We start from the raw sequence: 24,052 nt of genomic DNA, 5'->3' as shown, positions 1-24,052 counted from the left end.
AATGATGGCGTTGTTGCACGGATGATCTGGAGCTCGGAACGCGCCCTATCGGAGAGGGAATTCAGGCGGTGCGTTCAAAACTTGGGCGACCAAGCCCGATCATCCGGTTGAGAACCCGGACGCCAATCTTGGCTTCCGTTTTCTGATTTTCGAAGTTGCGCGCCTTTAGCTTGGACCCGATGACGGCTTTCCAGCGGCCCATGAGGGTTTCACCTCGGCTGCGTTGATTGTAGCCAGAGGCTTTCTGCCAGGCCATCCGCCCGCGGACTGCGATCTCGGCGACATGGCAGTCACGTGCCGTCGGATCTTTGGCCGCATTGGGGCTCAGTGTTGCGTTTTTAGGAGGTGGGATCGTGACCTCAATTGTTGATCCGAACCGAGCGGCAAGCAATTCAGATGTTGGTTCTCCGTCGTAAGCCCCGTCTGCCACAAACAGAGCGACCAGACCGTCGACTTGATCCAACAGGCATGGCAGGGCCGTTGGGTCGCCGATTTCGTCCATGGTCAGATCGGAGCAAACAATCTCACCGCTGACAAGATCAAGACCGAGGTGGAGTTTGCGCCAACTCTTACGTTTCGCCCTGATTTTATGCTTCTCTTCCAACCAGTCACCCTCGCCAAAGATCTTCAGCCCGGTGCTGTCCACAACCAGTTGCACTGGTTTGTCCCTCTTGGGCGTCGGCTTTGTGTGCAACGTCAGCTCATTGCCCCGGCGCGATAGGGTGGAGAAATCCGGCACTGCGATCTCAACCCTTAACAACCTTGCAATGGAGCGCATCAAGCCTTGGGTTTGACGCAGCGGTTGGTGGAAAACCGCTCCCAGCGTCAGAAAAATCTCAACCGCTAGGTCCGAGTATTTCCGCTGGCCACCCCGGGTTGTCCGAGGCGGGGCCAACCACAACCCAAGCGCCTCATCACTGACCCAAACAGTCAGATCTCCTCGCCGCCGTAAGCCTTCGTTGTACTCAGACCAGTTGGTCACTTGATGCTTTTGCTTTGGGATTTTGTCACGACGATCGCCGTTGAACTTGTGCGGCATTTGCAACATCCTGAAGGGTACAGACTGCATCGATATCAGCGGTGGGACGATCACTGCAACAAGGCCCATATTTGGGCATAGTTTGGAACAAGGCACCATCACCTTTGATCTGGAGCGGCGCAGAAACCCAGGCAAAATCGGCGAACACAACACTCAAGGAGCTGTAAATCACATGCGTTGAGGGGCTGTGAGGACCATACTGAACAAAAACAGGTGCTTAGCTAAAGGTACGTAAATAAAACCGTTCAATAACAAAAGCTTGCTTATGCAACATACGGCAGCTTCGTTACGATAACCCCTTATAGCACCAGCCCGTGTTGGGGTTGTGCAGGGTCTTGAAGTAACCAACCGGGATGTGAATCCACGGATTGGTGTCCTTACCCCCGGCCTCCAGAAGCAGAACCCGGATTTTCGGGTCGGCAGACAATCTGTTTGCGATGACGCAACCAGCAGATCCTGCGCCTACGATAATGTAATCATACGACACTCTTACACCCGATCAGGTTTGGCCGCAGCCACATAGGGAAGGCGCGCGCGGGCCTTGGTGTCCGCTGCGCCAGCATTGCGTATGTAGCGTTCATCGTCATCTTTGCGGACGGTATAGACGTAGATTGGATCGCCTTCGGTCACCTTGTGAATGGTAAGGCGACGGACCTGACTGGCACGGATTGTGTCGTACAACTCGTCCGGGTTCCAGTGGTCGAACAGAAGCGCCTCTAGCTCGGCACGGATATCCGCGCAGTCCGGATCGCCTGCGCGGTTGTTCACTTCGTTGGGGTCTTCGTCGATGTTGTAGAGCAGCGTGTCGACCCCTTCGAGCCACATCAGCTTCCACGGACCTTTCTTGACCATGCGGCTAGGGCCGGTGGAGCCGTCTGCAGCAAACTCCGAGATCACCACGTCCGACAGGCCAGCGGTGTTGCCATTCAGCGCGGGGACCAGAGATTGGCCGTCGATGGGTGCTGCATACTCCTCGAATGAACCATCAGCGGCGAGGTCCGTGAGTGTGGGGAGTAGGTCAACAAGCGAGATGTTCTCCTTCACCCGCGCCGGTTTGAAACGATCCGGCGCGTAGACGATGAAGGGCACGCTGGAGGCCCATTCGAAGAAGTGCTGCTTGAACCACATGCCACGCTCGCCCATCATCTCGCCGTGGTCGGCAGTCAGGATGACGACGGTGTTGTCGATCTGGCCGGCCTTTTCCAGAACGTTCACAAGGCGCCCGACCTTTTTGTCGATATACGAGATCATTCCGTAATAGCCGTGGCGGGCTTTGCGGCGGTCTTCTGGTGTTACAGTGAATTCGTGCCGCGACTGGCAATAGTGCAGGTTGCGGCTGAGGTGATCCATCTCGTTCAATTCCAGAGGCGGGACGGCCGGGTTTTCGATCTCATCATGGTCGTAGAGGTCCCAGTACTCTTGCCCGATCACGAAGGGTGAGTGCGGAGACGTGAAAGACACCGTCAGCATAAAGGGGCGGTCGTCGCCTTTTCGCGCCAGATCATACAGCGCCTGAACGCCGTAGTATTCAACCTCGTCATCATAATCCATCTGCATGGTGCGGATCGCGGGGCCGCTTTCCAGGATCGGGGCCATTGTCAGGTTGGTGGGTTTGTATTCTCGGCCTTTGGACCAGTCCACGGTCCAGGCAAAGTTGGCCGGGTAGATTTCGGTCGTGTGGCGTTTGTCATAGCCGTGCAGCTGATCGGGGCCGACAAAGTGCATTTTGCCGGACATCTCGACCCGGTAATCCATGCTGCGCAGATAGTGAGCGAAAGTCGGGATATCGGCGTGGAACTCGCTGGCGTTGTCATACATGCCAATTGAGAAAGGCAGCTTTCCTGCGTGCATCGACGCGCGGGACGGTCCGCACATGGGCAGGTTACAATAACAGTTCTCAAACACCACCCCCGCTTGCGCGAGACGGTCGATGTTTGGCGCTTTCACCGTCTTGTTGCCATAGGTCTTCAGCGCATTCGCAGCGAGCTGGTCAGCCTGAATAAAGAGGATGTTCGGACGTGCCATTGTTGGTTCCCAAATAAAGATGAAGTTTGTCCCGGGCGGCGAAGGGGAGGAGAAGCCGCCCGGGGTGCCGATTGGTTATTGGATCACCATGTCCAATTTTTCGGCGGTTGTGCTGAAGGTATTGACCTGCCCTTCGACAAAGGACTTGGTCTCTTCTGGTGACAGTACAATTGGAACCGACCCCAGCTTTTCAGTTGTTTCGACCCAGCTTTCATCGGCGGAAATAGCGCCCAGAACCTCGACCCATTTCGCTACGACGTCTTCCGGCAAATCTTTCGGACCCCAGACGCCTGTCCAACCAATGACGTTTTCGAGATTCGGGTGACCAAGTTCCTGCGCGGTCGGCGTATCTGGGATCGCAGCAAACCGCTCAGGTGTTGTGGTGAGCAACGGACGGATTTGATCGCTCTCGATTGCGCCTGACAAGCCGGACAGATTGTGGAAGATCAGGTCGGCATGGCCACCCACGACCGCCGCAGTTGCTTTGCCGCCGCCTTTGAAGGGTACATGGATCAGGGCTTCGGAGTCGACGCCCAGATCGTCCAGCATGATCAGCATCGCCATATGCAACAGCGTACCAACACCGGCGGACGCATATGAAAGGCGCTCGCCACCCTCGATCGCCGCTTTCAGCTCATCAAAGCTTTGGTAAGGCGAATCCGCACTCACCCCCAATACAAACGGGTTCTTCTCAATCAGACCGAGGAATGTGAAGTCGTCCCACTTGTAGGGGATCGTGCGGTTGATCGCAGGAACCGTGGCCTGAGAACCAACTCGCGCCATCAGCAGGGTGTAGCCATCCGGGCGCGATTTGGCGACCTGAGTCGAGCCGACGACTCCACCCGCACCGGTCTTGTTTACCACCAGAATGTTCTCGCCCAGGTAGTCGGGTGCCTCTGTACTGAGGGTGCGAGCGGCCAGATCGGCGGCGCCGCCGGGGCCGTATGGAACCACCAAAGTCACTGGTTTGCTAGGATAATCTTTCGCTGATGCTCCCATTGGGATCGCGAGCAGGGCAAGGCTGCTCAGCGCGGCGGTTACTGTGTTTCTGAGTTTCATTTGTTGCGTCTCCCTGAATCGAATGAGGTTCACCATAATAAAATACTTGCAGTAAGTAAATAATTAAGTAAAGATATATTCAGGAGGTGCAAAATGGCAGGTTGGTCACAGGAAGAAATCGGCCGAGGAAACAGGCAGAGGGTTCTTGGTGAAATTCTGGGATCGGGCACGATTTCCCGAACGCAAATTGCCGACAACCTCGCTCTAAATACCGCGAGTGTCTCAAGGATAACCCGAGACCTGATCGAGGCGCGTTTGGTCCAGGAAGTTGGCATTTCGCAGCCGGAGGGTCGCAGAGGGCCGCGAACAAAGCAGCTTACTATGGACCGATCCGGCGGTTATGTGATCGGTGTTGGCATTAATGCCTATCAGCAAGTGGTCACGCTGGCAGATCTGTCAAACAACCGAATTGCCTCGTGGGATGCTGGCGGCAAAGGCCTGTCAGACGGCGATGGCTTTTTGAAGACGTGCTGCGAAAAAGCGCGAAAGCTTATTGAGAAACATGTCCCTGAAAAAGAAAGAGTGTTCGGTGTCGGTCTTACGATAGCCGGTAATCTTGATAAGGCGCGCGGTACGGTCATCTCAGCTCCGACGCTTGGCTGGGAGAAGGAGATCAAAGTATGCGAGATTGTCAGAGAGAAGCTTGGTGTCCCTGTGGTTTTAGAAACCCCGAGTGCAGCGATCTGCCAATCAGAAGTCAATTTTGGAGTTGCGCGAAATATCGAAAATGTCGTCGTGATCTACTGTTCTCTCGGGTTCGGCATCGGGTTGCAGGTCAACGGGCAGCCGTACAGCGGTATCAGCAGAGTGGGTGGCGTATTAACCGAAGCCAAAACCACGGACGGGTTGGGCTGCAAATTGCCGGTCGCACTATCGGATATATGCGGTGGAAAGGCCCTGTTACGGCAGCTTCTAACGCCTGACGTTTTCGACGCGCTATCCGACCAGGAAAAAGCACGGAAAATCTGGGATGTAGTCTCGCAAGCAGAGCAGGTGGATGGAGACTTCAGGTTAGCTTTGGAAGACTTTGGCGCGCGGGCAGCAAACTGCTTTTCGTTGAGTTTAACAGTTCTGCAGCCGGAATTGGTGCTGCTGGCGGGCCCGCTTGCACAGTCACCCATTTACCTCGAAGCGTTCCGGAACCAGATCGATAATCTTAAGTCGGACCTTCAACAGCCTATCAAGATCAAATCCAGCGAGATGACCCATATGGGCGCGGCCCGACTGCTTTCGCTCAGCGAGAACATTGCAAATGCAGAGCTGGATTTGAATTTTCTGAAGGGAGGATATTGACCGTGGAGCCATCAAAACGAAGAGATCTTTTTGCCGGGGCACTGTTCCTGGTTCTCGGGGTCCTGACGATCGTGATCCTTATTCCGTCAGGGGTAGATTCACCCGGAAATGTCGAAATCTCGGCGCTATCGCCCGAGTTCTGGCCGCGCGTCATAGCCCTCGCGGTTGTGTTCGTCGCGCTATGTTTGGTGGCAGAATCCTACTTTCTCAAAATACCTGCTGCTGATCCGGATGAGGATGCAGAAGCAGACGCAATCTACCAGCTGGACACTCTACCGGGAACGTTGCGAACGGTCATTTTGATCTTTGCCCTTTTCCTGTTTTACTTCGCGCTCACCACGCTGGGGGTGGTCGCCAGTTCCATCGTGCTGATGCTATCCATGATGCTCTTTTTTGGTGAGCGCAAATGGTACTTTATCGTACCGATCAGCGTCCTTCTGCCCATCTTTCTGTATCTTTTCTTTCTGCATGTCGCCGGTGTGCCGATGCCATTGGGCATGTTCGAGAATATTGGCTGAGGAGAACCGAAAATGATCGAGAATTTATCAATAGCCTTTCAGTTGTTCTTCAGCGTCGAGAACATTCTGGTAATCGGCATCGGTGTTCTGATTGGCACCATCATTGGCGCGATACCGGGAATGACTACGCCAATGGGTGTAGCGCTGGCCCTGCCATTCACATTCACCATGCAACCCGTAACCGGCATTCTGCTGCTGCTTGGTGTGTACAAGGGAGGCTTATACGGCGGGTCCCTGACGGCAATCCTGATTAAGACGCCGGGAACACCCGCGGCTTCATGTACCATTCTCGACGGATATCCGCTGGCGCAGAAAGGGCAGGCACGAAAGGCGTTGGACATTGCGCTTTACGCATCCTGCGTGGCCGACTTGATTTCCAATATTGCACTGATCCTGTTCGCCGGTTTTCTGGCGACTTTTGCACTGCGCTTCGGCCCGCCGGAGTTTTTCACTCTGATCGTCTTTTCGCTGACAATCATCGCAGGTGTTGCCGGGCCAAGCCTGACCAAAGGCATTCTGTCTGCCTGTCTGGGCCTGATGCTGGCAACAGTGGGGCTTGATCTGATTTATGGAACCAACAGGTTCATCTTTGGCAATTACGAACTGATGTCCGGTCTGAACTTTATTCCGGTGCTCATTGGCCTGTTCGCCATCCCCGAAATCCTTGATCGCGCAACACGCCGTGCGCGGCCGGCAGGAGCGCAGCGTCAGGAACTGGGCAACGGCGCAAGTTTTGCTGAATTCCGCAAGACGTTGAAGTCGGTTATTCGCGGCAGCTTTATCGGTGTTATTCTGGGCGCAATTCCCGGCATCGGTGGCGCTCCGGCGGCTTTCCTGAGCTACAGCGAGGCGCGAAGAAATTCGAAGAACCCGGAAAACTTTGGTAAGGGTGAGCCCGAGGGTGTTGCCGCTGCCGAGGCCGGGAACAACGGCGTGGCCGGAGCCACCATGATCCCGCTGCTGGCGCTCGGCGTGCCAGGGGACGTGATCACGGCGGTCATTTTGGGTGCGTTCATGATCCACGGCTTGCGTCCGGGACCTATCCTTTTCGCGGAAAACCTGCCGATGATCTACGCGCTGTTCATGGGGATATTGCTGAGCTCAGCCTATCTGTTCATCGTGGGTAAGGTCGCCATCAAGACTTTTAGCCGCGTTGCGTTGATCCCAAACCGCATCCTGTACCCGATCGTCTTCACCCTGTGCGTTTATGGCGCCTATGCGGTGAACAACAACCTGTTCGACATCCTGGTGATGCTGTGCATGGGGCTTGTTGGATTCGCGATGCTACGGCTTGATATCCCGGTTGCTCCGTTTCTGATTGCCTTCGTTCTTGGGCCGCTTCTTGAGGACAATTTCCGTCAGTCACTGCTGTTGTCTGATGGCAGCCTGTCGATCTTTGTCCGTAATGCGATTTGCTGGCTGTTCTGGATGCTGACAGCGTTGTCGATATTTGTGCTGATCCGATCTCGCATTCGTGCGTCGCGAACAGGACAGGCATCGGTCCTTACAACCGGCGGCTGATCCGAACGATTTAAAGAACGAGGAACGCAATAATGGTCAACGTGAATGCGCCGGGTTTGGGGCGCTTTGAATACAGCTTTGCCGTCATCTCAGACACGCATGTCAATCCGGATGAAGATAGTTGCAATTCACCCTTTCCGGTGAACGCTCGTGCCAATCGACGATTTCGATTTGTGGTCGCAGATATCAATCGTAGAGAAGTGGACTTTGTCATTCATCTCGGCGACCTTCTGCATCCGGTTCCTGAAACCGGGGAACTTTACGCACATGCCGCGAACGCGTATCGCAAGATCGTGTCCGACTTGTCCGTGCCGATCCATGTTCTGCCGGGAAACCATGACATCGGTGACACGCCGATTAGCGGCGGGCCGGCCAGTCCGACTACGCCCGAAATGATCGATGCCTGGGAAGGTGAGTTTGGTGCCCATTTCCACAGCTTCGAACAGGGTGGGATACGCTTCATTCTGTTGAATGCACAACTGATCAATTCTGGTCTTCAGGCCGAGGCGGATCAGATGCAATGGGTTGAATCCGAACTTGCTGCGGCCAGCAGCCAGCGCGTCATGTTGATGCTGCATCACCCGGCCTATCTGTGTCACCCCGAAGAACTGGATCACTACGACAATACCGATCAGCCGGGCAGGGGCTGGTTGCTGGGGTTGCTTGAAAAGCATGGGGTCGAGGCCATGTTCTCGGGCCATGCCCATAACTTCTGGTATGATCGTTATGGCGAGACGGATTTCTACCTTGCTCCGGCCACCAGCTTTGTTCGGCAGGATTATTCGGAAATGTTGCGCGCGATCCCTCCCGAAGGCAGCGAATTTGGACGCGATGACGCCGCCAAGCTGGGGTACTTTGTGGTGAACGTCTACGAAAACGGTCACGTCACCAGATTTGTGCGCACGAACGGGGCCGAGTTGGCACTAGGTGAAAAACCGGCAGGTGAGATGCTGAAACTTGCTCCGGAGCCGCGAGAGAACACCAGCCCGCTGATCGGGTTCGACCTGCGCCAGAACTGGGCCGAAGTCTCGGAAGTACCGCCCAGCGGCGGTCTGGACGAGTTTGACCGCAAGCCCGTGCGTAACGACTATCACCTTCTGGCGCTGCAAGAGATGGGCGTGCGCGACATTCGCATCCCGCTCCATGATTTGCTGGATCCTTCGCGGCGCGCGCGATTGGCCGTTCTCAAACATCTGGGGTTCCGGACAACGCTGTTCGGTTGGAGCGTCAATAAATCGGTGCTGGACATAATCGCGGCCGAAGCAGGTAATCTGTCGGACTGGGAAATCTCGCTGAATTGGCGCGATGTCGAGGCCTCCGCTGATCTGTTGACCAAGGCGCATCAGGCAACGGGTTTGCCGATCTATATCTCCCGGATGCGCACGAAGGACGACATCAAGGCCGAGGGCACCTATTTCCACGTCATCAACCACGGGTTCAACGCGACGGATTCCGACCAACTGGCGGCGCTGGCGGCGATGCCAAAATCCTGCGGAATCGTCGGTGCGGTTTTTCGGGTGGGAAACACCGATCCTGTGGCTGAGCGGCTTACCGCAATGGACAACGCGGCCGCCGTCCACGGCCTGAAAGCATCGGCACATCTGCGGGTCGCCGGAGACAATCCAGCCGTGCCGCATACCAACGACGATGCGACCGCCGCACGGGTGCTTGAGGCGATGGATATTCGGCCAAGGCTCAGAAACACGCGTGTGTACTGCGATACTCTGGTTGATGTGGATCGGGGATATTTTGTGCGCAACGGAGCCATTGACCGCTGCAACAACCCACGACCGCTGCTTGAGGCTGTCCGCGCAGGACACGCCCGGAAAATCTGAACTCCCCAAGACGGGAGTGGAAAAGCTTTGGGGATTATGCCGCCCTAAGTAGCCCTAGTGAAAGCCTTCCATCCAAGACGGCAGCCCTGACAACCGCAACACGATGCGCGCCTCTTGGGGACCATCTCATGCGTTGTTTCTTTCCCATGCGCACATTGGCGATCTCATTTACGAGGCCTTCTGCCCTTGAAGTTGAGACTGCTTTCCCTTGCTGACGTCTTCGCCCGTAGTTCGCGATGGCTGAAAGGTTGTGGCTCAAGTATGTTCTCAGATCCAATGCGCGTGAGGCGACCGAGAGCGCCGCATCGATTGACTGACCATGGGTGTGTTCGCGCACGCGCATCGCGAAGCGGAACAAGACATCAAGCGTATCGCGTGCTCGGTCTGTCTGGCCATGCCATATGCGCCAGCGAAGTGTCCCAACAAGGGCAGCAATCTCTGCGCTACTTTCGGTTCCGGTGTGTGATGCCAGCGTTTGAAATGTTGTCTCCACATGTCGGATGCGCGCCGATATATGCCACCAATCTAGTATGTGACGAACATCGGCACCCGTTGCGTTTCTGATCAAGCGATGCAGCGCGGGATCCCCATCAGAAAGAACAGTGACTGCAACGCCATCCTCCCAACCAGCGGCTTTCAGGCTGGACCGCAGGTGTTCAATCGGGTGATCGGCACCCATCTGGTTCAATCCAAACCGCCGTTTTTCAGCTGTTTCGCTTTCAATCGACCCCACAATGACTTCGAAATTTCGCCTTTGATATTTTAGGCGTGAACGAACATATGCGCTGTCTAGAATGACCGTCACCTCGGTAGGTTTTGCTTGAATGGCCGTATCCGTCGGTTCCTCGCAACAGCGATCTTCCAGGGCCTTGGCAACCGACGCAAGCCGGTTCCGGATCGTTGCGTGGTTCTGGGTGGCGCAAGGTGTGAGCTCGTTCAACAGACGCGCGGCTTCCCGAAAACTATGCCGGGCACCCAGTTCGGCTTGAAGCCTCCTAAATTCGGGTGTGGCATTGTCTTTCAAAATCCGCGTGAGCGGAGAATACGCTGCCTTGAACGCAGGAAAGCCCGGGAAGCCGCACATACACATCCGGACCCGAGGCGCTTCGACAGTCACACGACCGAAATGAGTATCGACACGTCGCTTACGACGATCATGCACAGGCAAATACGAATGCCAGTGACGGCATACCCGCGCGACTTCGCTGATTTCTTCCACTTGATCCTGGAGAACAGCACGCTGGACTTCTTTCAAGATCGATTTGCCCTCAGCGAGGCTGATACCAAGGCCGTCTTCCGACGGATCGATAGAACACCGCTCAATGACGCCAATATCATGGGACCGGCACTCGCCCCACCCAAACTCCGTTTCAATCCTGATCCGAACTTTCACACCAAATCCTCCTGCGACAAAGACATCAGGATAGACCGAAATCAATTTAGGTCCCCAAGATTTTTCCACTCCCCTCTCATTAGCCGGTCAATCAAAAAAGAACTCTTCGACGGAAGTATCCATTTCACTTGACTGTACAAACCCCATCTCGCGGCGAATTTGACTGGGGGTATTGCCAATTCGCGCTTTCAGGCTTCTGGAAAAATGGGACACGCTTTTGAAACCGCACTCAAAAGCGATTTGCGCGTGACTGAGACGGGTGTGAACCAACAATTGCCGCGCTCTGGCCGCGCGTATCTGCCAGAGATATTTGCCCGGCGTAATGCCCATGGTCGTCTTGAAGGAAGCAATCAGGTGCTGCGGAGACATTTCAACATGTCGTGCTACGGCGTTCACCACGACAGTTTCGTCGCTGATATTGTCGTCCATGAACCGTTTGGCCATCAAAACGCGCACAGGCATTTTCTTTTCCGATTCGTCTTGACGCGCTTCTAGCAAAAAAGCGCGAAGTACCGACAGGCCGATTGCGTTGCGCAGGCTATTCAGGTCAGCCGATGAGGCATGGCCGGTACTCACTCCGACGCGTTGCAACCGTCTGAGCCGCTCCGATATCGGGATTGGTTCGAAATGCGTGAACTGCGCCTCGAATACTGGCGGGTCTATGTCTGGGAGAAACCCCTCGCACCAGCTTACGGTTGTACTCTCTCCTCTGAGGTAGTCGAATTCGAACCGTTTGCGCCCAGCCAGAACACCGGCCTGACCGGAGCGGACAGTTACACTCCCAGCATCCGAGCGCATCGTGCAGCTGCCGCTTTCGATGACAATCACCGAGAGGTAGGGGCGCATGATCGGGCCGAAGAGGCCGCCCTTTTCATAGGTCATCCCCCCGAAAGAGTAGCCCCGGATCTGATTGATGAGTTGGTCCATGTGCCAGGTATCGCGACTCGGATTAACGATCAGAAGGATGCAACCACCAGTCTGAATGCTGGCGGCGTTGCTGGTTTAGAGAACATGCATGAAATATGACGGTTTTATTCATTACAGTCAATTTTAGATGATTTTCTGTCATGTATTTATTGATCTTGAGCAAACACAGTGTGGGTGTCATCACCCTCAGCCACCCGCGGAAAAAAGCCGCCAGCCCGGAGTGCCAGCCATGTTCCAGTCCGTAAATCACTCAAAATTCGCAAGTGATTTGCCGCGCAATTGCACCTTTGACGAAAACGATTGGCGCATTCTGTGCAACTTTTGGCATCCCATCGCTTATGCGCATGAAATTCAGGACGAACCTGAAAAGGCACGGTTGCTGGATGTGGATCTGGTTGTCTACCGCACGTCTCAAGGCGTGTCGGTGGCGCGCGACATTTGTCCCCATCGCGGAACACGGCTGAGTGCTGGGTGGGTTCGCGACGATAACCTGGTTTGTCCGATGCACGGTCTGTGTTTCGATCATTCCGGCCAGTGCACCAAGATTCCCTCAATGCCGCACCAGAATGCGAAGATTCCGCCCAAGATGCGTCTGTATTCCGTTCTGAGCGAAGAGAGATACGGCATCGTATGGGCCTGCCTGAGCGGCGAGCCAAACTGGACTCTGCCAACATGGGAGATGTTGGATGACCCCAGCATCAAGCTAAACTTCATTCCGTCCGGCACCTGGATGGCTGCAGCCAGTCGGCATGTCGAAAACTTTAACGATCTGGCCCATTTCCCGTTTGTGCACGGCGGTACGTTCGGAAACGAAACCCCCGCGCCGTTGCCGCTGTATAAAGTTCATGAAACCGACTACGGGCTGACCTTCGACATGCCTTATCTGGAAGGCGGGAACCGCTTTCCGGACGGGGTGGAGGCCGATGATCGCGAGGTGGTCTATACCTACGAACTAACATTCCCGTTCAGCACCGCCATCTACATCAGGCCGGTCGACAGCGATTATGTGCAGATCATCGCCGATACGGTCTGCCCGGTTTCGGCTCATGAATCGAAGCTGTTCCAGATCATTACTGACAACACGGAAGAGCCGAATGCAGAGTATCTGGTCAAGGAATCCTCTCAGATCAACGAAGAGGACAAACCTCTGGTCGAAGGCCAGCACCCCGAGGATCTGCCACTGGATCTGACCGAAGAAATGCACATTCCTGCGGACCGGATTTCCATGGATTACCGGCGTGCGTTGGTCAAGAAATTCGGCCTCGGCGCTCCGATCGCAAGTTAATCAGAAAGAGCAACGATGACGGTCACCCTTATCACGGTGGAAATCAGAGAAAAGTCCGTTCTGGCGCAGGATATCGCCGGGCTGGAACTGGTCGCGGCGGATGGGAAGCCCTTGCCCTCATTCACCGCCGGATCCCATATCGATATCCATCTACAGGATGGCGTGATCCGTCAGTATTCTCTGTGCAACGATCCATCCGAGACGCACCGCTATTGTCTGGGTGTGCTGCGAGAAACCGACGGCAGGGGCGGCTCCGAGGCCGTGCACCAGTTGGATGTCGGCGAGTGCCTCGAGATCAGCGATCCTCGTAACCATTTCGCACTATCGGACAAGGCCGAGCATTCCCTGTTGATCGCAGGTGGCATTGGCATCACTCCGATCCTGTCAATGGCACAGGCGTTGCATGCGAATTGTACGTCTTTCGAATTGCACTACTGCGCCCGAACCAAAGAGCGCATGGCCTTTCGCGAAGACCTGCAGGCCTCGGAATTCTCAGAGCGGGTGCATCTGCATTTCGATGACGGGGACGAGGATCAGAAATTCGACATTGCGGGGCTGAGCCAGGCTCCGGACCCGGGAACGCACCTGTATGTCTGCGGCCCGGCCGGGTTCATGGATGCGGTGTTGGACGCGGTCCACAAAGGCTGGCCGTCCGAGGCTGTCCATCGCGAGTATTTCGCGGTCGATCCGCCTGCAATGGATAGCGATGACCGCGCATTCAAGATCAAGGTCGCGAGCACTGGCGAGGTTGTCGATATCCCGGCTGACCGGGTTGCCATCGATGTGCTGGAAGAGATGGGATTCGACATCCCCAAATCATGTGAGCAGGGCATCTGCGGTACCTGCATCACCAAAGTCCTCGAAGGTACGCCGGATCACCGGGACTACGTGCTGACGGATGAAGAACACGCAGAAAACGACCAGATGACGGTGTGCTGTTCACGGGCGCATTCGGACCTACTGGTTCTGGATCTATGACATCCACAAATAACAGGGAACGAAAGCAATGCGAAAAAGAACATTTCTGAAATCCGCCAGTGCTCTGACTTTTGGGCTGGGTACGTTTCTGGCCTCGACACAGTTCGCGGCTGCTGAGAACCCCGAGGATCTGAACATCGCCGTCATATTGTCGGCAGGTATCGAATCCAGCTGGGACGGTACCCTCATCCAGTCGCTGGAGCGGGCAAAAGAGGCAAAGCCGCACGGACTGGATATCAGCTGGCAGTATACCGATCCGCTCTGGGGCGATGACGCAGGCGATGCGATGCGCCTGTTCGCTGAGTCGGGTGAGTATGACATCATCTGGGCGCATTCGACCTATTCCGATCAGGTGAAAAAACTAAAGGATGAGTTTCCTGAAATCATGTTTGTCGTGGTGGGTTCAGGCAATGAAGGTTTAGGGGGCAACCAGTACTGGGTCTACAAGCGCGTGCATGAATCAGCCTATGCGCTGGGAATTCTTGCAGGCAATCTAACTGGTTCCAACACGTTGGGAGTTGTCGGCACATATCCTGCCGATGACATTAACGACCTGATCAATGCCTTTTTCGCGGGGGCTAAATCGGTCAATCCCGAAATCAAGCAAAAGGTCGCCTTTATCGAAAGCTGGTATGATCCGGGAAAGGCCTCGGAAATGACCTCGGCGCAAATCTCAACCGGCGCGGACATCATTTACCAGCTGGCTGGAAATTTTCAGCCCTGTGAAGAGGCCGGTATTCTGTGCTTCTCGAACTTTGGAGACGACCATCACTATTCTCCGTCCACGATCCTGTCCAGTTCGCTGGCGAATTGGGACCCTGACGTGAAATGGGTTGTAGATGAATGGTGGGCTAATAAGGCCGATGGCAAACCGTTTGAGGGCAATACCGAGATCATCTGGCGCGGCGTGGCCGAAGGCGGCACCAGCATTGCCCCCTACTATGATCTGGCTGACAAGGTGCCGGACGATGTACAGGCACAAGTTCAGACCGCACTGGACGATATCGCATCGGGCGCACTGACGGTCGAACTGGACGTATCGCCGCCCAAGTCCGATTGAAAGGCTTGTAGATTGTGAACTCGCCCCCGGCGCAATGCCTGCGCCGGGAGAGGTTTAGACAGTCAGCCCAAATGATGGGAAAACCAATGTCTCCGATTTTACGAACAGTGAACCTGACCAAGCGGTTCCCCGGTGTGATCGCGAATGAAGATGTGAACTTCGATCTCGTCGCCGGGGAAATTCACTGCCTGTTTGGAGAGAACGGGGCCGGAAAATCAACCCTATCATCCTGCCTGTTCGGTTTCTATCAGCCCGAAGGCGGGGGGCTGGAGCTGCGCGGCGAACCGGTCAAGTTCCGCTCGCCCCGTGATGCAATTCATGCCGGAATCGGCATGGTGCATCAGCATTTCGTACTGGTGCCCGATTTCACCGTTTTGGAAAACATCGTTGTCGGAACCCATGAAAACGGCTGGAAACTCAATTTGGACGAGGCCCGCGGCCGGGTCGAGGACCTGTGCCGGGAATATGACATCGATCTGGATCCGAACGCGACGGTGCGCAACCTCGCGGTTGGGCAGCAGCAGTGGGTCGAGATTCTCAAGGCGTTGTATCTGGGAGCCGAAATTCTGATTTTGGACGAACCCTCGGCGGTGCTGACGCCCGAGGAGTCCATTCGCCTGTTCCGCATCATCAACCATATGAAGGAGCTCGGCCTGTCGATTGTGCTGATCAGTCACAAGATGGTCGAAGTGATGCAATCCGACCGGGTGACCGTCCTGCGCAAAGGCAAAGTGGTCGATACCGTCCGGCCCGGCGAAGTGACTCCCAAAGAACTGACCCGCATGATGGTCGGGCGCGACGTCGAGTTGCGCGTGATCCGGGATCGCTCGGCCGAAGGGGCGGCGGCACCGGAAACTGTTCTGGTTGTTGACAACGTGAGCTATCGCGACAACCGGGAAAATCTGGCGCTGGATCAGATCAGTCTGACCATCGGCAAGGGCGAGATACTGGGGCTGGCCGGGGTGTCCGGCAATGGACAGAAGGAGTTGTTCGAAATCCTTTCGGGCATCCTGATCCCCGAAAGCGGCAACGTGACCCTTGCGGATGAGCGGATCGAGGGACTGCCGTCGCGCCAGTATATGGATCGCGGCGTGGGTCTGGTGCCCGATGACCGGTTTCGCGAAGGGCTGATCCCCGAGTTCGACATTCAGGAGAACATGATCCTGGGCTGGCAGCGCCATGATGACTACACCCAGGGGCCTTTTCTGAACCAAAAACAGATCGGCACCATCGCCGAAGGTCTGATCGACGAGTTTCAGATCAAGACGCCATCCGCCACTACCCCGGTTAACCACCTGTCTGGCGGTAACGCGCAAAAAGTCATTCTTGCCCGCGAATTCGTGCATTCGAACAAGTTGTTGCTGGCCAATCAGCCGACGCGGGGGCTGGATCTGGGCGTGATCGAATATGTCTACAAGCAGATCATCGCAAAGCGCGACGAAGGCTTTGCCGTGCTGTTGGCTTCGGAAGAACTGGAAGACCTGCTGAACCTGTCGGATCGCATCGCGGTGATCTCGGGCGGCCGGATCACCGGCGTGGTCGACCCCGAAAACACATCCATCGAAGAGATTGGCCTGCTGATGGCCGGTGAGAGAAAGGAGGCTGCGGAATGACCTCCATCGAACGCGATACCGGGGCACCGCGTCCAATTACCCGGATCAGGATCGAACCCCGTGTGAACCGCAAACCGATCTGGACATTCTCCATGTATCTGGCGGCGACCCTGTTCGGGCTGGTTCTGTCGGCACTTTTGTTGTGGACCAGCGGCGCAGATGTGATCAAGGCCTTCTCGGCCCTGCTGAACGGCGGTTTTGGCAGCCAGAAGGCGCTTGTCGCAACGCTGGCCAAGGCGACGCCGCTGATCCTGACTGGGTTGGCGACCGTTGTGGCGTTCCGCGCCCAGGTCTGGAGCATCGGGCAGGAAGGTCAGGTCTATGCGGGTGCGATGGGGGCCTATACCGGCTATCTGATGCTGGCTGGTCTGCCGCCCGCCTTGTACATCGCCGGGATCATCCTTTGCGGCATGATCGGCGGTGCGGTTCTTGGCGCACTGGCGGCGATCTTGAAAGACCGGTTCGACGTGAACGAGATCATCTCGACCGTTATGATGAACTATCTGATCGTGTTCCTTCTGTCGTATCTGATTGGCGGCGGTCCCTGGACCGAGGTATCGACTTCGGTTGTTTATCAGCAAACCGCGCCTATCAGCGAGGCCGCTCAATTGCCTGCTTTGTTCGGCAGCAGCAAGCTGCATCTGGGTTTTGGTTTCGCCATTGTCGCGGCGTTGGTCTGCTACGTTGTTCTGGACAAGACCCCGCTTGGCTATGAAATCCGCGCCATGGGCTACAACCCGGTGGCACTTGCCTATCGCGGCACCAATATCGGGCGCACCATCGTGCTGGTGATGATCCTCAGCGGCGCTATTGCCGGGCTGGCGGGTGTGTCGGAAATCTTCGGAACTGCGCACAGGTTGCGGTCCGACACGCTGTTCAACCTCGGTTATACTGGCATCATCATCGGCATGATCGGCGGCCTGCGCCCTCTGGGGACGGTGGTGGCTGGGGTCATCTTTGGCGGACTCAGCAGCGGTGCGCTTTACATGAAACTTCTGGCGCAGGTTCCGGCAGCGCTTGTACCGGCGATGGAAGGCATTCTGATGCTGACCTTCCTCTGCGCGGGTGTGGCTGCCCGCTACAAGATCGTGAGGGTTCAGACCGATGGGTGAGTTGTTCCAGCAAACCATTCTGATCAGCATCCTTGCGGGGATGGTCCGTATCGCCACACCGATCCTATTCGCCGCCATCGGTGAGCTTGTGACCCAGCGCGCAGGCATCTGGAACATGGGTGTCGAAGGCACAATGCTGATGGGCGCGTTTACCGCCTACTTCGTTGCTACCGCCACTGGGTCGATCTGGCTTGCCGTGGTCATGGCCATGGTGGCCGGGGCACTGGTCGGGCTGATCATCGCCTTCATGACTGTGACCATGCGGGTGGACCATTTCATCACCGGGCTTGCAGTCAATCTGCTGATCGCGGGACTGACGCTCTATTGGTTCCGCATGTATATCAAGGGCCGCGCGCAGCCGACATTTGACGGGTTCGAAAACGTCCCGATCCCGGTCCTGTCCTCGATCCCCATTGTCGGAGAAATCCTGTTCGACCAGCGTCTGCTGACCTATGTGGCCTTCGCCGCCGTGCCCGCAGTCTGGTATCTGCTCTACCGCACCCGCTGGGGGCTGGAGCTGCGCTGTCTGGGTGAAAACCCCAAGGCGTTGGACATCAAGGGCCTGAGCGTTGCCGTCCGCCAATATGCCGCCGTGTTGTTCGGCAGTGTGATGACTGGGCTTGGAGGCGGGTTCCTTATGCTGGGTTTCTCGGATCGTTTTCTGGCCGACATCACCGCCGGTCGCGGCTGGCTAGCCATCGTAGCTCTGATCGCTGGCAACTGGATGCCCAAGGGCGTGCTGGCCGCCGTACTGGTCTTTGCCCTGCTGGAAAGCGTGGCGACCCATGTGCAGGTCTTGGGCATCGACGTGCCGCATCAGATATTCCTGGCGCTGCCGTACCTCGCCTCAATCCTGTTGCTGATGGGTCTGCGCCGTCAATCGCGCCAGCCGCAGCGCCTTGGCATTCCTTATTTCCGCTGATCCGTGAAAAGGAGAGCATTCATGACACCCACAACATGCACTGACCCGGTTGTTCTTGAGCACTGGCATCCCCTTTCCTCGGTGGACGAAATGACGGTGGGCATCGTTCACAACACTGTCTTGCTGGGCCAGAAACTTTCCTTTGCGCTGGCCCCCGATGGGCAGGCACATGCTTGGTATCCAACCCTCGGTGTGTGCGAGGGGGTGATCTTCGATCCGGCAAAGACCGGTGATCGGGTGAATTGTCAGATTGAATACGGTTATGTCTGGGCCAGCCTCGGGAACAATCCCGAACCGCTGTTCCCGTTCCCGGAATATGCGGAATCGGATCGCCGTTTTGTGCCCACGGGGATGTTCGGCGTGAATGTTTCCGCCGGGCGTGCGGTCGAGAACTTTCTGGATATGGGCCATTTCCCCTATGTCCATACGGGCATTCTGGGCGAAGAACCGCATACCGAGGTCAAGGAATACGATGTAGAGGTTTCTGAAACCCGCGATGAGGTTTTGGCCACCCGCTGCCGGTTCTATCAGCCGCAGGCGGCCCTGACCTCGGATGAGGGGGCGGATGTGGAATACACCTATCGTGTGCCGCACCCAAATTGCGCCATCCTTTACAAATCCAGCCCCAACGACCCGGCCCGTCGAGATACAATTTTCCTGTTCATCCAACCGGTCGGGCCTGAGAGCATTCTGGCCCACACCGGTATGTGCATTTTGGATGAGGAAAGTCCGTACCAGGCCATCCGCTATTTCCAGCAGGTGATCTTCGGACAGGATAAGCCCATTCTCGAAAACCAGATGCCCAAGCGCCTGCCGCTGGACCCACGCGCCGAAACCCCGATCCGGGCTGATAAATCCGCCATTGCCTATCGTCGCTGGCTCAGTGGCAAGGGCCTGACCTACGGCGTGATCCCGGTCTCAAACCCTTGAACCATTCTATTCCACGGAGGACACCATGACCTGCGACAACAAAATTCTGTTGAACGACTGGCATGTTGTTGCCGAGGCTGACCTGCTGGCCTTTGGCGACGTACAACGAACCGTATTGTTTGAAGAGCCGGTCTATGTGTCACGGGATGAGGATGGCGGGATCACGGTCAGGCGGAATACTGCAGATGGCGCGAAACTGCCATTGCAGGAGAAGTACGGGTTCATCTGGACCTGTCTTGGCGCACCTGAACGCGACATCATCCATGTGCCCGAAGCTTTTGAACCCGATCGGTACTTGGTCAGCGGCGGTTCATTCGGGGTCAAGGTTTCGGGTCTGCGTGTAGTCGAGAACTTCCTCGACATGGGGCATTTCCCGTTTGTTCACACCGGCTGGCTGGGTGAGGAACCACATACCGAGGTGCAGCCCTATGAGGTGGAGCTGACCAAAGATGATGAGATCATCGCGTCTGAGTGTTACTTCTATCAGCCGCAGGCCTCGCCCACGGCCGAGGGCGGGATCATGGTGGAATACACCTATCGGGTTTACCGGCCCTATACGGTCGCTCTGTATAAAACCAACCCGACCTATCCTGACCGCAACGACTATATCGTGCTGTTCGTGCAACCGGTCGGGCCTGAGGACTGCATCGTGCATCCATACCTTTGTTACGTCAAAGACGGGATGGAAGAAGACACTCTGCGCTGGTTCATGCAACTGATCTTTGCGCAGGACAAACCGATCCTGGAAAATCAGATTCCGCGCAAACTGCCGCTTGATCCCCGGGCCGAAACCCCCATTCGCGCCGACAAGGTCGCCATTCTCTATCGCCGTTGGCTGAGGGATCATCAGGTCACTTTCGGCACACTGCCAGCCGTCGCCTGAGCCAGCACAGAAAGGAATTTTCATGACTACTGAACTTCATTCGCAATGGATCCCGATCGCTTCAAGCTCGGACCTGCCGCTGCGCCATGTGTATCAGGCCAAGCTTCTGGGACGGGAATTCGCCGTGTGGCGGGCCGATGACGGCTATGTCAACATCTGGGAAAACCGTTGCCTGCATCGCGGCGTACGCCTGTCCATTGGCATCAACGATGGGCGCGAGCTGAAATGCCAGTATCACGGCTGGCGCTATGCCAATCGTACGGCAGGTTGCACCTATATTCCGGCCCATCCGGCGGATGCGCCCGCCCGCACGATCTGCAATAACACCTATCCCGCGCAAGAGGCGCATGGTCTGGTCTGGTGCGGTGAGCAGGCGGTGGGTGAAATCCCGGCGCTGGATGGGTTCGAAACGGCCACCACGCTGCGCCCGATCCCCATCAATGCGCCGCGTGATTTTGTGATCGAGGCGCTGACCTGCTACAGCATGGCAGACGGCTGCGCCGGGTTGGTCAATGAGGACGGGTCGGTCACGGTGACAGCCGGTGACGGCAGTGCTGTTCGGTTGTTCGTGCAGCCCTGCGACAGCAATCACAGCGTCATTCGCGGGGTTGTAAACCGGGCGGCACAGGGGGCAGACCACATCGCCTTGCTGCGCACCCACAGTCAGGCCCTGTCTGCGCTGCGCCGGAAGATCGAGGCACAGGCCGCGCAGCTTGAGGCGCTGGAACCGATGTCGGCCCCGATTGGTCGCGTGGCCGAGGATCTGGTCGACATCCCTGCCGCCAGCACCGATGGGCGCAATGCCGATTTGCGTGTGCAAGTCGCCGCGAAAGAGAGGACCGCCGAAGGGATCGTCAGTCTGCGACTGGAACCGCTGACGGGCAGCCGGTTGCCCACCTTCCAGCCCGGCGCACATATCGACGTGCATCTTCAGAACGGGCTGGTGCGGCAATACTCGCTGACCAACGGCCCAGGCGAGACGGACCACTACACCATCGGCGTCAAACGCGAACCGGACAGCCGGGGCGGCTCCACGGCCATTCATGACAGCGTCCAAAAGGGCGACGTTCTGGCGATCTCGGTGCCGCGCAACAATTTCCCGCTGCGTCGGGACGCGGTGAACACGATTTTTGTCGCCGGGGGCATCGGGGTCACACCGCTGCTGTCGATGGCGCGGACGCTGAACAGCCAGAATCTGGGGTTCGAGTTTCACTATTTCGTCCAGTCCGACGAACATGTGGCCTTTAAACAGGCAATCGGTGAATTCGAACAGGCGGCAAGCCTTCACAAGGGTCTGTCACCGGACGAAACCGTTGCCGTTCTACGCAAGGTGCTCGCCGAACCCGGCCATGCCCGCCACATCTATATCTGCGGTCCAGGCCCGATGCTGGAAGCGGCCCGTCAGGTCGCCTCCAATTGCGGCTGGTCCGACGAGGCGGTGCATTTCGAGTATTTCAAGAATACGGTCGAGCTGGACGATTCCAATAGTTTCGAAATCGACCTAGCCCGCTCGGCGGTGACGCTGACAGTGCCTGCTGGCCAGACTATCCTTGAGGTGCTGCGCGAAAACGGCATCAACATGGGCAGTTCCTGCGAACAGGGCGCCTGCGGCACCTGCCGCTGCGGCGTGATCGAAGGCGATGTGCTGCATCAGGACGTCTATCTGTCCGACAGCGAAAAGGCCGAAGGCAAGTCGATCATGACTTGCGTCAGCCGGGCCAAATCTGACCGGCTTATTCTGGATATTTGAGGTGCATCATGATCACGCTTTATGACTACGAACTGTCGGGCAACTGCTACAAACTGCGTCTGCTGATGTCCTTTCTGGGCGTCGAATTCGAGACTGAGAAGATCGACTTCTACCCGGGCCTTCAGCACAAGTCCGAAGAGTTCCTGAAACTCAACCCGCTGGGCCAGCTGCCGGTAATCGACGATGACGGGCTGGTGTTGCGCGATGCGCAGGCGATCCTGGTCTATCTGGCGTCGAAATATGACAGTTCGGGCCAATGGTATCCGACCGGCGATCCGGCGTTGCTGGGGCAGGTGTCGCAGTGGCTGGCCTTTGCCGACGGGATCACTGGCACAGCGTCTGCAGCCCGGCTGCATGACAGCTTGCTGTATCGCCATCTGGATATCGACTCGGCCCGAGCGGGCGCTCATAACCTGTTCCGCATTCTCGACGAACACCTGTATTTCGCCGAGCTGGACGGGCAGGATTGGATCTGCCCCGGCGATCACCCGACCGTCGCCGATATCGCCTGTTTCCCCTACATCATGCTCAGCGAGGATGGCGGCATACCGCGGATGGACTACCCGGCGATCCGCCGTTGGTGCGACCGGTTCAAACGTATCTCCGGCTTTGTGGTGATGTCGGGCGTTTTCCCCGCCGGCCCCGCGCCTGCAAAAGAGGCTGAACAGGCCGCATAACCCAAAGACTCCCTTTCGCCGCATACCCGTGCGGCGAAGCTCGGCGTCCGGTTCGAGATGCGACAACTTTGGACCGGACGCCACTTTTTACGGTATTCCAAGTAAGGACGAATCTATGATGAGAACCCGTGCTGCCGTCGCTCTTGCCCCCGGCAAGCCACTTGAAGTGATGAAAGTGAACCTTGAAGGCCCCCGCGCGGGAGAAGTTCTGGTCGAGATCAAGGCCACAGGCCTGTGCCACACCGATGAATTCACCCGCTCGGGTGATGACCCCGAAGGCATCTTTCCTGTGATCCTCGGTCATGAAGGCGCAGGTGTGGTCATTGAGGTCGGAGAAGGCGTGACCAGCCTTGAAGTTGGCGATCACGTGATCCCGCTTTACACGCCTGAATGCCGCGAATGCGAATATTGTCTGAACCCCAAGACCAACCTGTGCCAGTCTATCCGTTCGACGCAAGGGCAAGGGCTGTTGCCAGATGGGTCCACCCGGTTCTCGATGCTGGATGGCACGCCGATCCATCACTACATGGGCTGCTCAACCTTCGCCAACCACACCGTTGTGCCCGAGATCGCTCTGGCCAAGATCCGCAAGGACGCGCCCTTTGATAAAGTCTGCTATATCGGCTGCGGTGTGACGACTGGGATCGGTGCAGTAATCAACACCGCCAAGGTTGAGATTGGCTCTCGAGGGGTGGTCTTCGGCCTCGGCGGCATCGGTCTGAACGTGATCCAAGGCCTTCGGCTTGCGGGCGCGGATCAGATTGTCGGCGTCGATCTTAATGACAGCAAGGCTGAGATGGCGACGAAGTTCGGCATGACCGATTTCGTGAATCCATCGAAGATTGATGGCGATCTGGTGGCGCATCTGGTCGAACTGACACACGGCGGCGCCGACTACACTTTTGATGCCACGGGGAATGTCGGCGTCATGCGAACCGCGTTGGAAACGGCGCACAAGGGTTGGGGTGAATCAATCATCATCGGCGTGGCACCGGCAGGAGCCGAGATCTCGACCCGTCCGTTCCTATTAGTCACGGGTCGCTCTTGGCGTGGCACTGCCTTTGGCGGCGCATCGGGCCGGACAGACGTGCCCAAGATCGTCGACTGGTATATGAACGGCAAGATTGAGATCGACCCGATGATCACCCACAAGCTGACGCTGGATCAGATCAACGAAGGCTTTGAGCTGATGCACAAGGGCGAATCCATCCGGGCAGTGGTCGAGTTCTGAT

The 24,052-nt window shown here is 56.7% G+C and carries 20 protein-coding genes and 1 pseudogene; 15 read left to right on the top strand and 6 right to left on the bottom strand.

Annotated features, from left to right (window positions below):
* Positions 1-61 precede the first annotated feature (61 nt).
* The 4 genes and pseudogenes from AB1E33_RS17160 to AB1E33_RS17145 all read right to left on the bottom strand — a co-directional run bounded on the left by AB1E33_RS17160 (position 62) and on the right by AB1E33_RS17145 (position 4,123).
* The gene (locus AB1E33_RS17160; RefSeq protein WP_372578494.1) at positions 62-1,039 is read right to left on the bottom strand and encodes an IS5 family transposase; all 978 of its coding nucleotides are present in this window, start codon (positions 1,037-1,039) and stop codon (positions 62-64) included.
* A 298-nt stretch (positions 1,040-1,337) separates the two neighbouring features.
* A pseudogene (locus AB1E33_RS17155) lies at positions 1,338-1,526 on the bottom strand (lycopene cyclase family protein); the annotation flags it as partial.
* 2 nt (positions 1,527-1,528) lie between these two features.
* Positions 1,529-3,064 carry a choline-sulfatase gene (gene betC / locus AB1E33_RS17150; protein WP_372578493.1) on the bottom strand — a complete coding sequence of 512 codons (1,536 nt, stop codon included), beginning with the start codon at positions 3,062-3,064 and terminating at the stop codon, positions 1,529-1,531.
* Between the two features lie 75 nt (positions 3,065-3,139).
* Entirely contained in the window at positions 3,140-4,123 is a 984-nt protein-coding gene (locus AB1E33_RS17145) for a Bug family tripartite tricarboxylate transporter substrate binding protein (RefSeq protein ID WP_372578492.1), read from the bottom strand.
* Positions 4,124-4,216: 93 nt separating this feature from the next.
* On the opposite strand from AB1E33_RS17145, the gene AB1E33_RS17140 reads away from it, so the two are divergent.
* The 4 genes from AB1E33_RS17140 to AB1E33_RS17125 are packed head-to-tail and all read left to right on the top strand — an operon-like array spanning position 4,217 to position 9,290.
* Positions 4,217-5,416, top strand: a complete 1,200-nt coding sequence (locus tag AB1E33_RS17140; RefSeq protein ID WP_372578491.1) for an ROK family transcriptional regulator — start codon at positions 4,217-4,219, stop codon at positions 5,414-5,416.
* A gap of 2 nt (positions 5,417-5,418) precedes the next feature.
* The gene (locus AB1E33_RS17135; RefSeq protein ID WP_372578490.1) at positions 5,419-5,934 is read left to right on the top strand and encodes a tripartite tricarboxylate transporter TctB family protein; all 516 of its coding nucleotides are present in this window, start codon (positions 5,419-5,421) and stop codon (positions 5,932-5,934) included.
* 12 nt (positions 5,935-5,946) lie between these two features.
* Positions 5,947-7,455 (top strand): tripartite tricarboxylate transporter permease, encoded by a 1,509-nt coding sequence (locus AB1E33_RS17130; protein ID WP_372578489.1) that lies wholly within the window; start codon positions 5,947-5,949, stop codon positions 7,453-7,455.
* A 32-nt stretch (positions 7,456-7,487) separates the two neighbouring features.
* Positions 7,488-9,290 carry a metallophosphoesterase family protein gene (locus AB1E33_RS17125; protein ID WP_372578488.1) on the top strand — a complete coding sequence of 601 codons (1,803 nt, stop codon included), beginning with the start codon at positions 7,488-7,490 and terminating at the stop codon, positions 9,288-9,290.
* Between the two features lie 34 nt (positions 9,291-9,324).
* On the opposite strand, the gene AB1E33_RS17120 is transcribed toward AB1E33_RS17125, so the two are convergent.
* Entirely contained in the window at positions 9,325-10,683 is a 1,359-nt protein-coding gene (locus tag AB1E33_RS17120) for an ISKra4 family transposase (protein ID WP_372578643.1), read from the bottom strand.
* A gap of 87 nt (positions 10,684-10,770) precedes the next feature.
* A complete protein-coding gene (locus tag AB1E33_RS17115; RefSeq protein ID WP_372578487.1) occupies positions 10,771-11,610 on the bottom strand; it encodes an AraC family transcriptional regulator in 840 nt (279 codons plus the stop codon).
* A 229-nt stretch (positions 11,611-11,839) separates the two neighbouring features.
* Here AB1E33_RS17115 and AB1E33_RS17110 point away from each other — a divergent pair, with 229 nt between their 5' ends.
* The 11 genes from AB1E33_RS17110 to AB1E33_RS17060 all read left to right on the top strand — a co-directional run bounded on the left by AB1E33_RS17110 (position 11,840) and on the right by AB1E33_RS17060 (position 24,051).
* Positions 11,840-12,895, top strand: a complete 1,056-nt coding sequence (locus tag AB1E33_RS17110) for a Rieske 2Fe-2S domain-containing protein (protein WP_372578486.1) — start codon at positions 11,840-11,842, stop codon at positions 12,893-12,895.
* A gap of 15 nt (positions 12,896-12,910) precedes the next feature.
* Positions 12,911-13,873: a PDR/VanB family oxidoreductase gene (locus AB1E33_RS17105; RefSeq protein WP_372578485.1), complete on the top strand. Its 963-nt coding sequence runs from the start codon at positions 12,911-12,913 to the stop codon at positions 13,871-13,873.
* 28 nt (positions 13,874-13,901) lie between these two features.
* Positions 13,902-14,933: a BMP family lipoprotein gene (locus AB1E33_RS17100; RefSeq protein ID WP_372578484.1), complete on the top strand. Its 1,032-nt coding sequence runs from the start codon at positions 13,902-13,904 to the stop codon at positions 14,931-14,933.
* 86 nt (positions 14,934-15,019) lie between these two features.
* Complete coding sequence (locus AB1E33_RS17095; RefSeq protein ID WP_372578483.1) at positions 15,020-16,546, top strand: ABC transporter ATP-binding protein; 1,527 nt, start codon at positions 15,020-15,022, stop codon at positions 16,544-16,546.
* Positions 16,543-17,658 (top strand): ABC transporter permease, encoded by a 1,116-nt coding sequence (locus tag AB1E33_RS17090; RefSeq protein WP_372578482.1) that lies wholly within the window; start codon positions 16,543-16,545, stop codon positions 17,656-17,658. The genes AB1E33_RS17095 and AB1E33_RS17090 overlap by 4 nt, the downstream gene beginning before the upstream one ends.
* Complete coding sequence (locus AB1E33_RS17085; RefSeq protein ID WP_372578481.1) at positions 17,651-18,580, top strand: ABC transporter permease; 930 nt, start codon at positions 17,651-17,653, stop codon at positions 18,578-18,580. Before AB1E33_RS17090 ends, AB1E33_RS17085 begins: the two co-directional genes overlap by 8 nt.
* Positions 18,581-18,601: 21 nt before the next feature.
* A complete protein-coding gene (locus tag AB1E33_RS17080) occupies positions 18,602-19,510 on the top strand; it encodes an aromatic ring-hydroxylating dioxygenase subunit alpha (protein WP_372578480.1) in 909 nt (302 codons plus the stop codon).
* Between the two features lie 25 nt (positions 19,511-19,535).
* A complete protein-coding gene (locus AB1E33_RS17075) occupies positions 19,536-20,393 on the top strand; it encodes an aromatic ring-hydroxylating dioxygenase subunit alpha (protein ID WP_372578479.1) in 858 nt (285 codons plus the stop codon).
* Positions 20,394-20,415: 22 nt separating this feature from the next.
* Positions 20,416-22,143: a Rieske 2Fe-2S domain-containing protein gene (locus AB1E33_RS17070; protein ID WP_372578478.1), complete on the top strand. Its 1,728-nt coding sequence runs from the start codon at positions 20,416-20,418 to the stop codon at positions 22,141-22,143.
* An 8-nt stretch (positions 22,144-22,151) separates the two neighbouring features.
* Positions 22,152-22,820, top strand: a complete 669-nt coding sequence (locus tag AB1E33_RS17065) for a glutathione S-transferase family protein (protein ID WP_372578477.1) — start codon at positions 22,152-22,154, stop codon at positions 22,818-22,820.
* Between the two features lie 118 nt (positions 22,821-22,938).
* The gene (locus AB1E33_RS17060) at positions 22,939-24,051 is read left to right on the top strand and encodes an S-(hydroxymethyl)glutathione dehydrogenase/class III alcohol dehydrogenase (RefSeq protein ID WP_372578642.1); all 1,113 of its coding nucleotides are present in this window, start codon (positions 22,939-22,941) and stop codon (positions 24,049-24,051) included.
* The last annotated feature ends 1 nt before the right edge of the window (position 24,052 follow it).

Origin of the sequence: Ruegeria hyattellae, assembly GCF_041537925.1 — a bacterium.
Classification (GTDB): domain Bacteria; phylum Pseudomonadota; class Alphaproteobacteria; order Rhodobacterales; family Rhodobacteraceae; genus Ruegeria_C.
The sequence above is the reverse complement of the archived record's forward strand: the minus strand, read 5'-3'. Positions and strand labels throughout refer to the sequence as shown.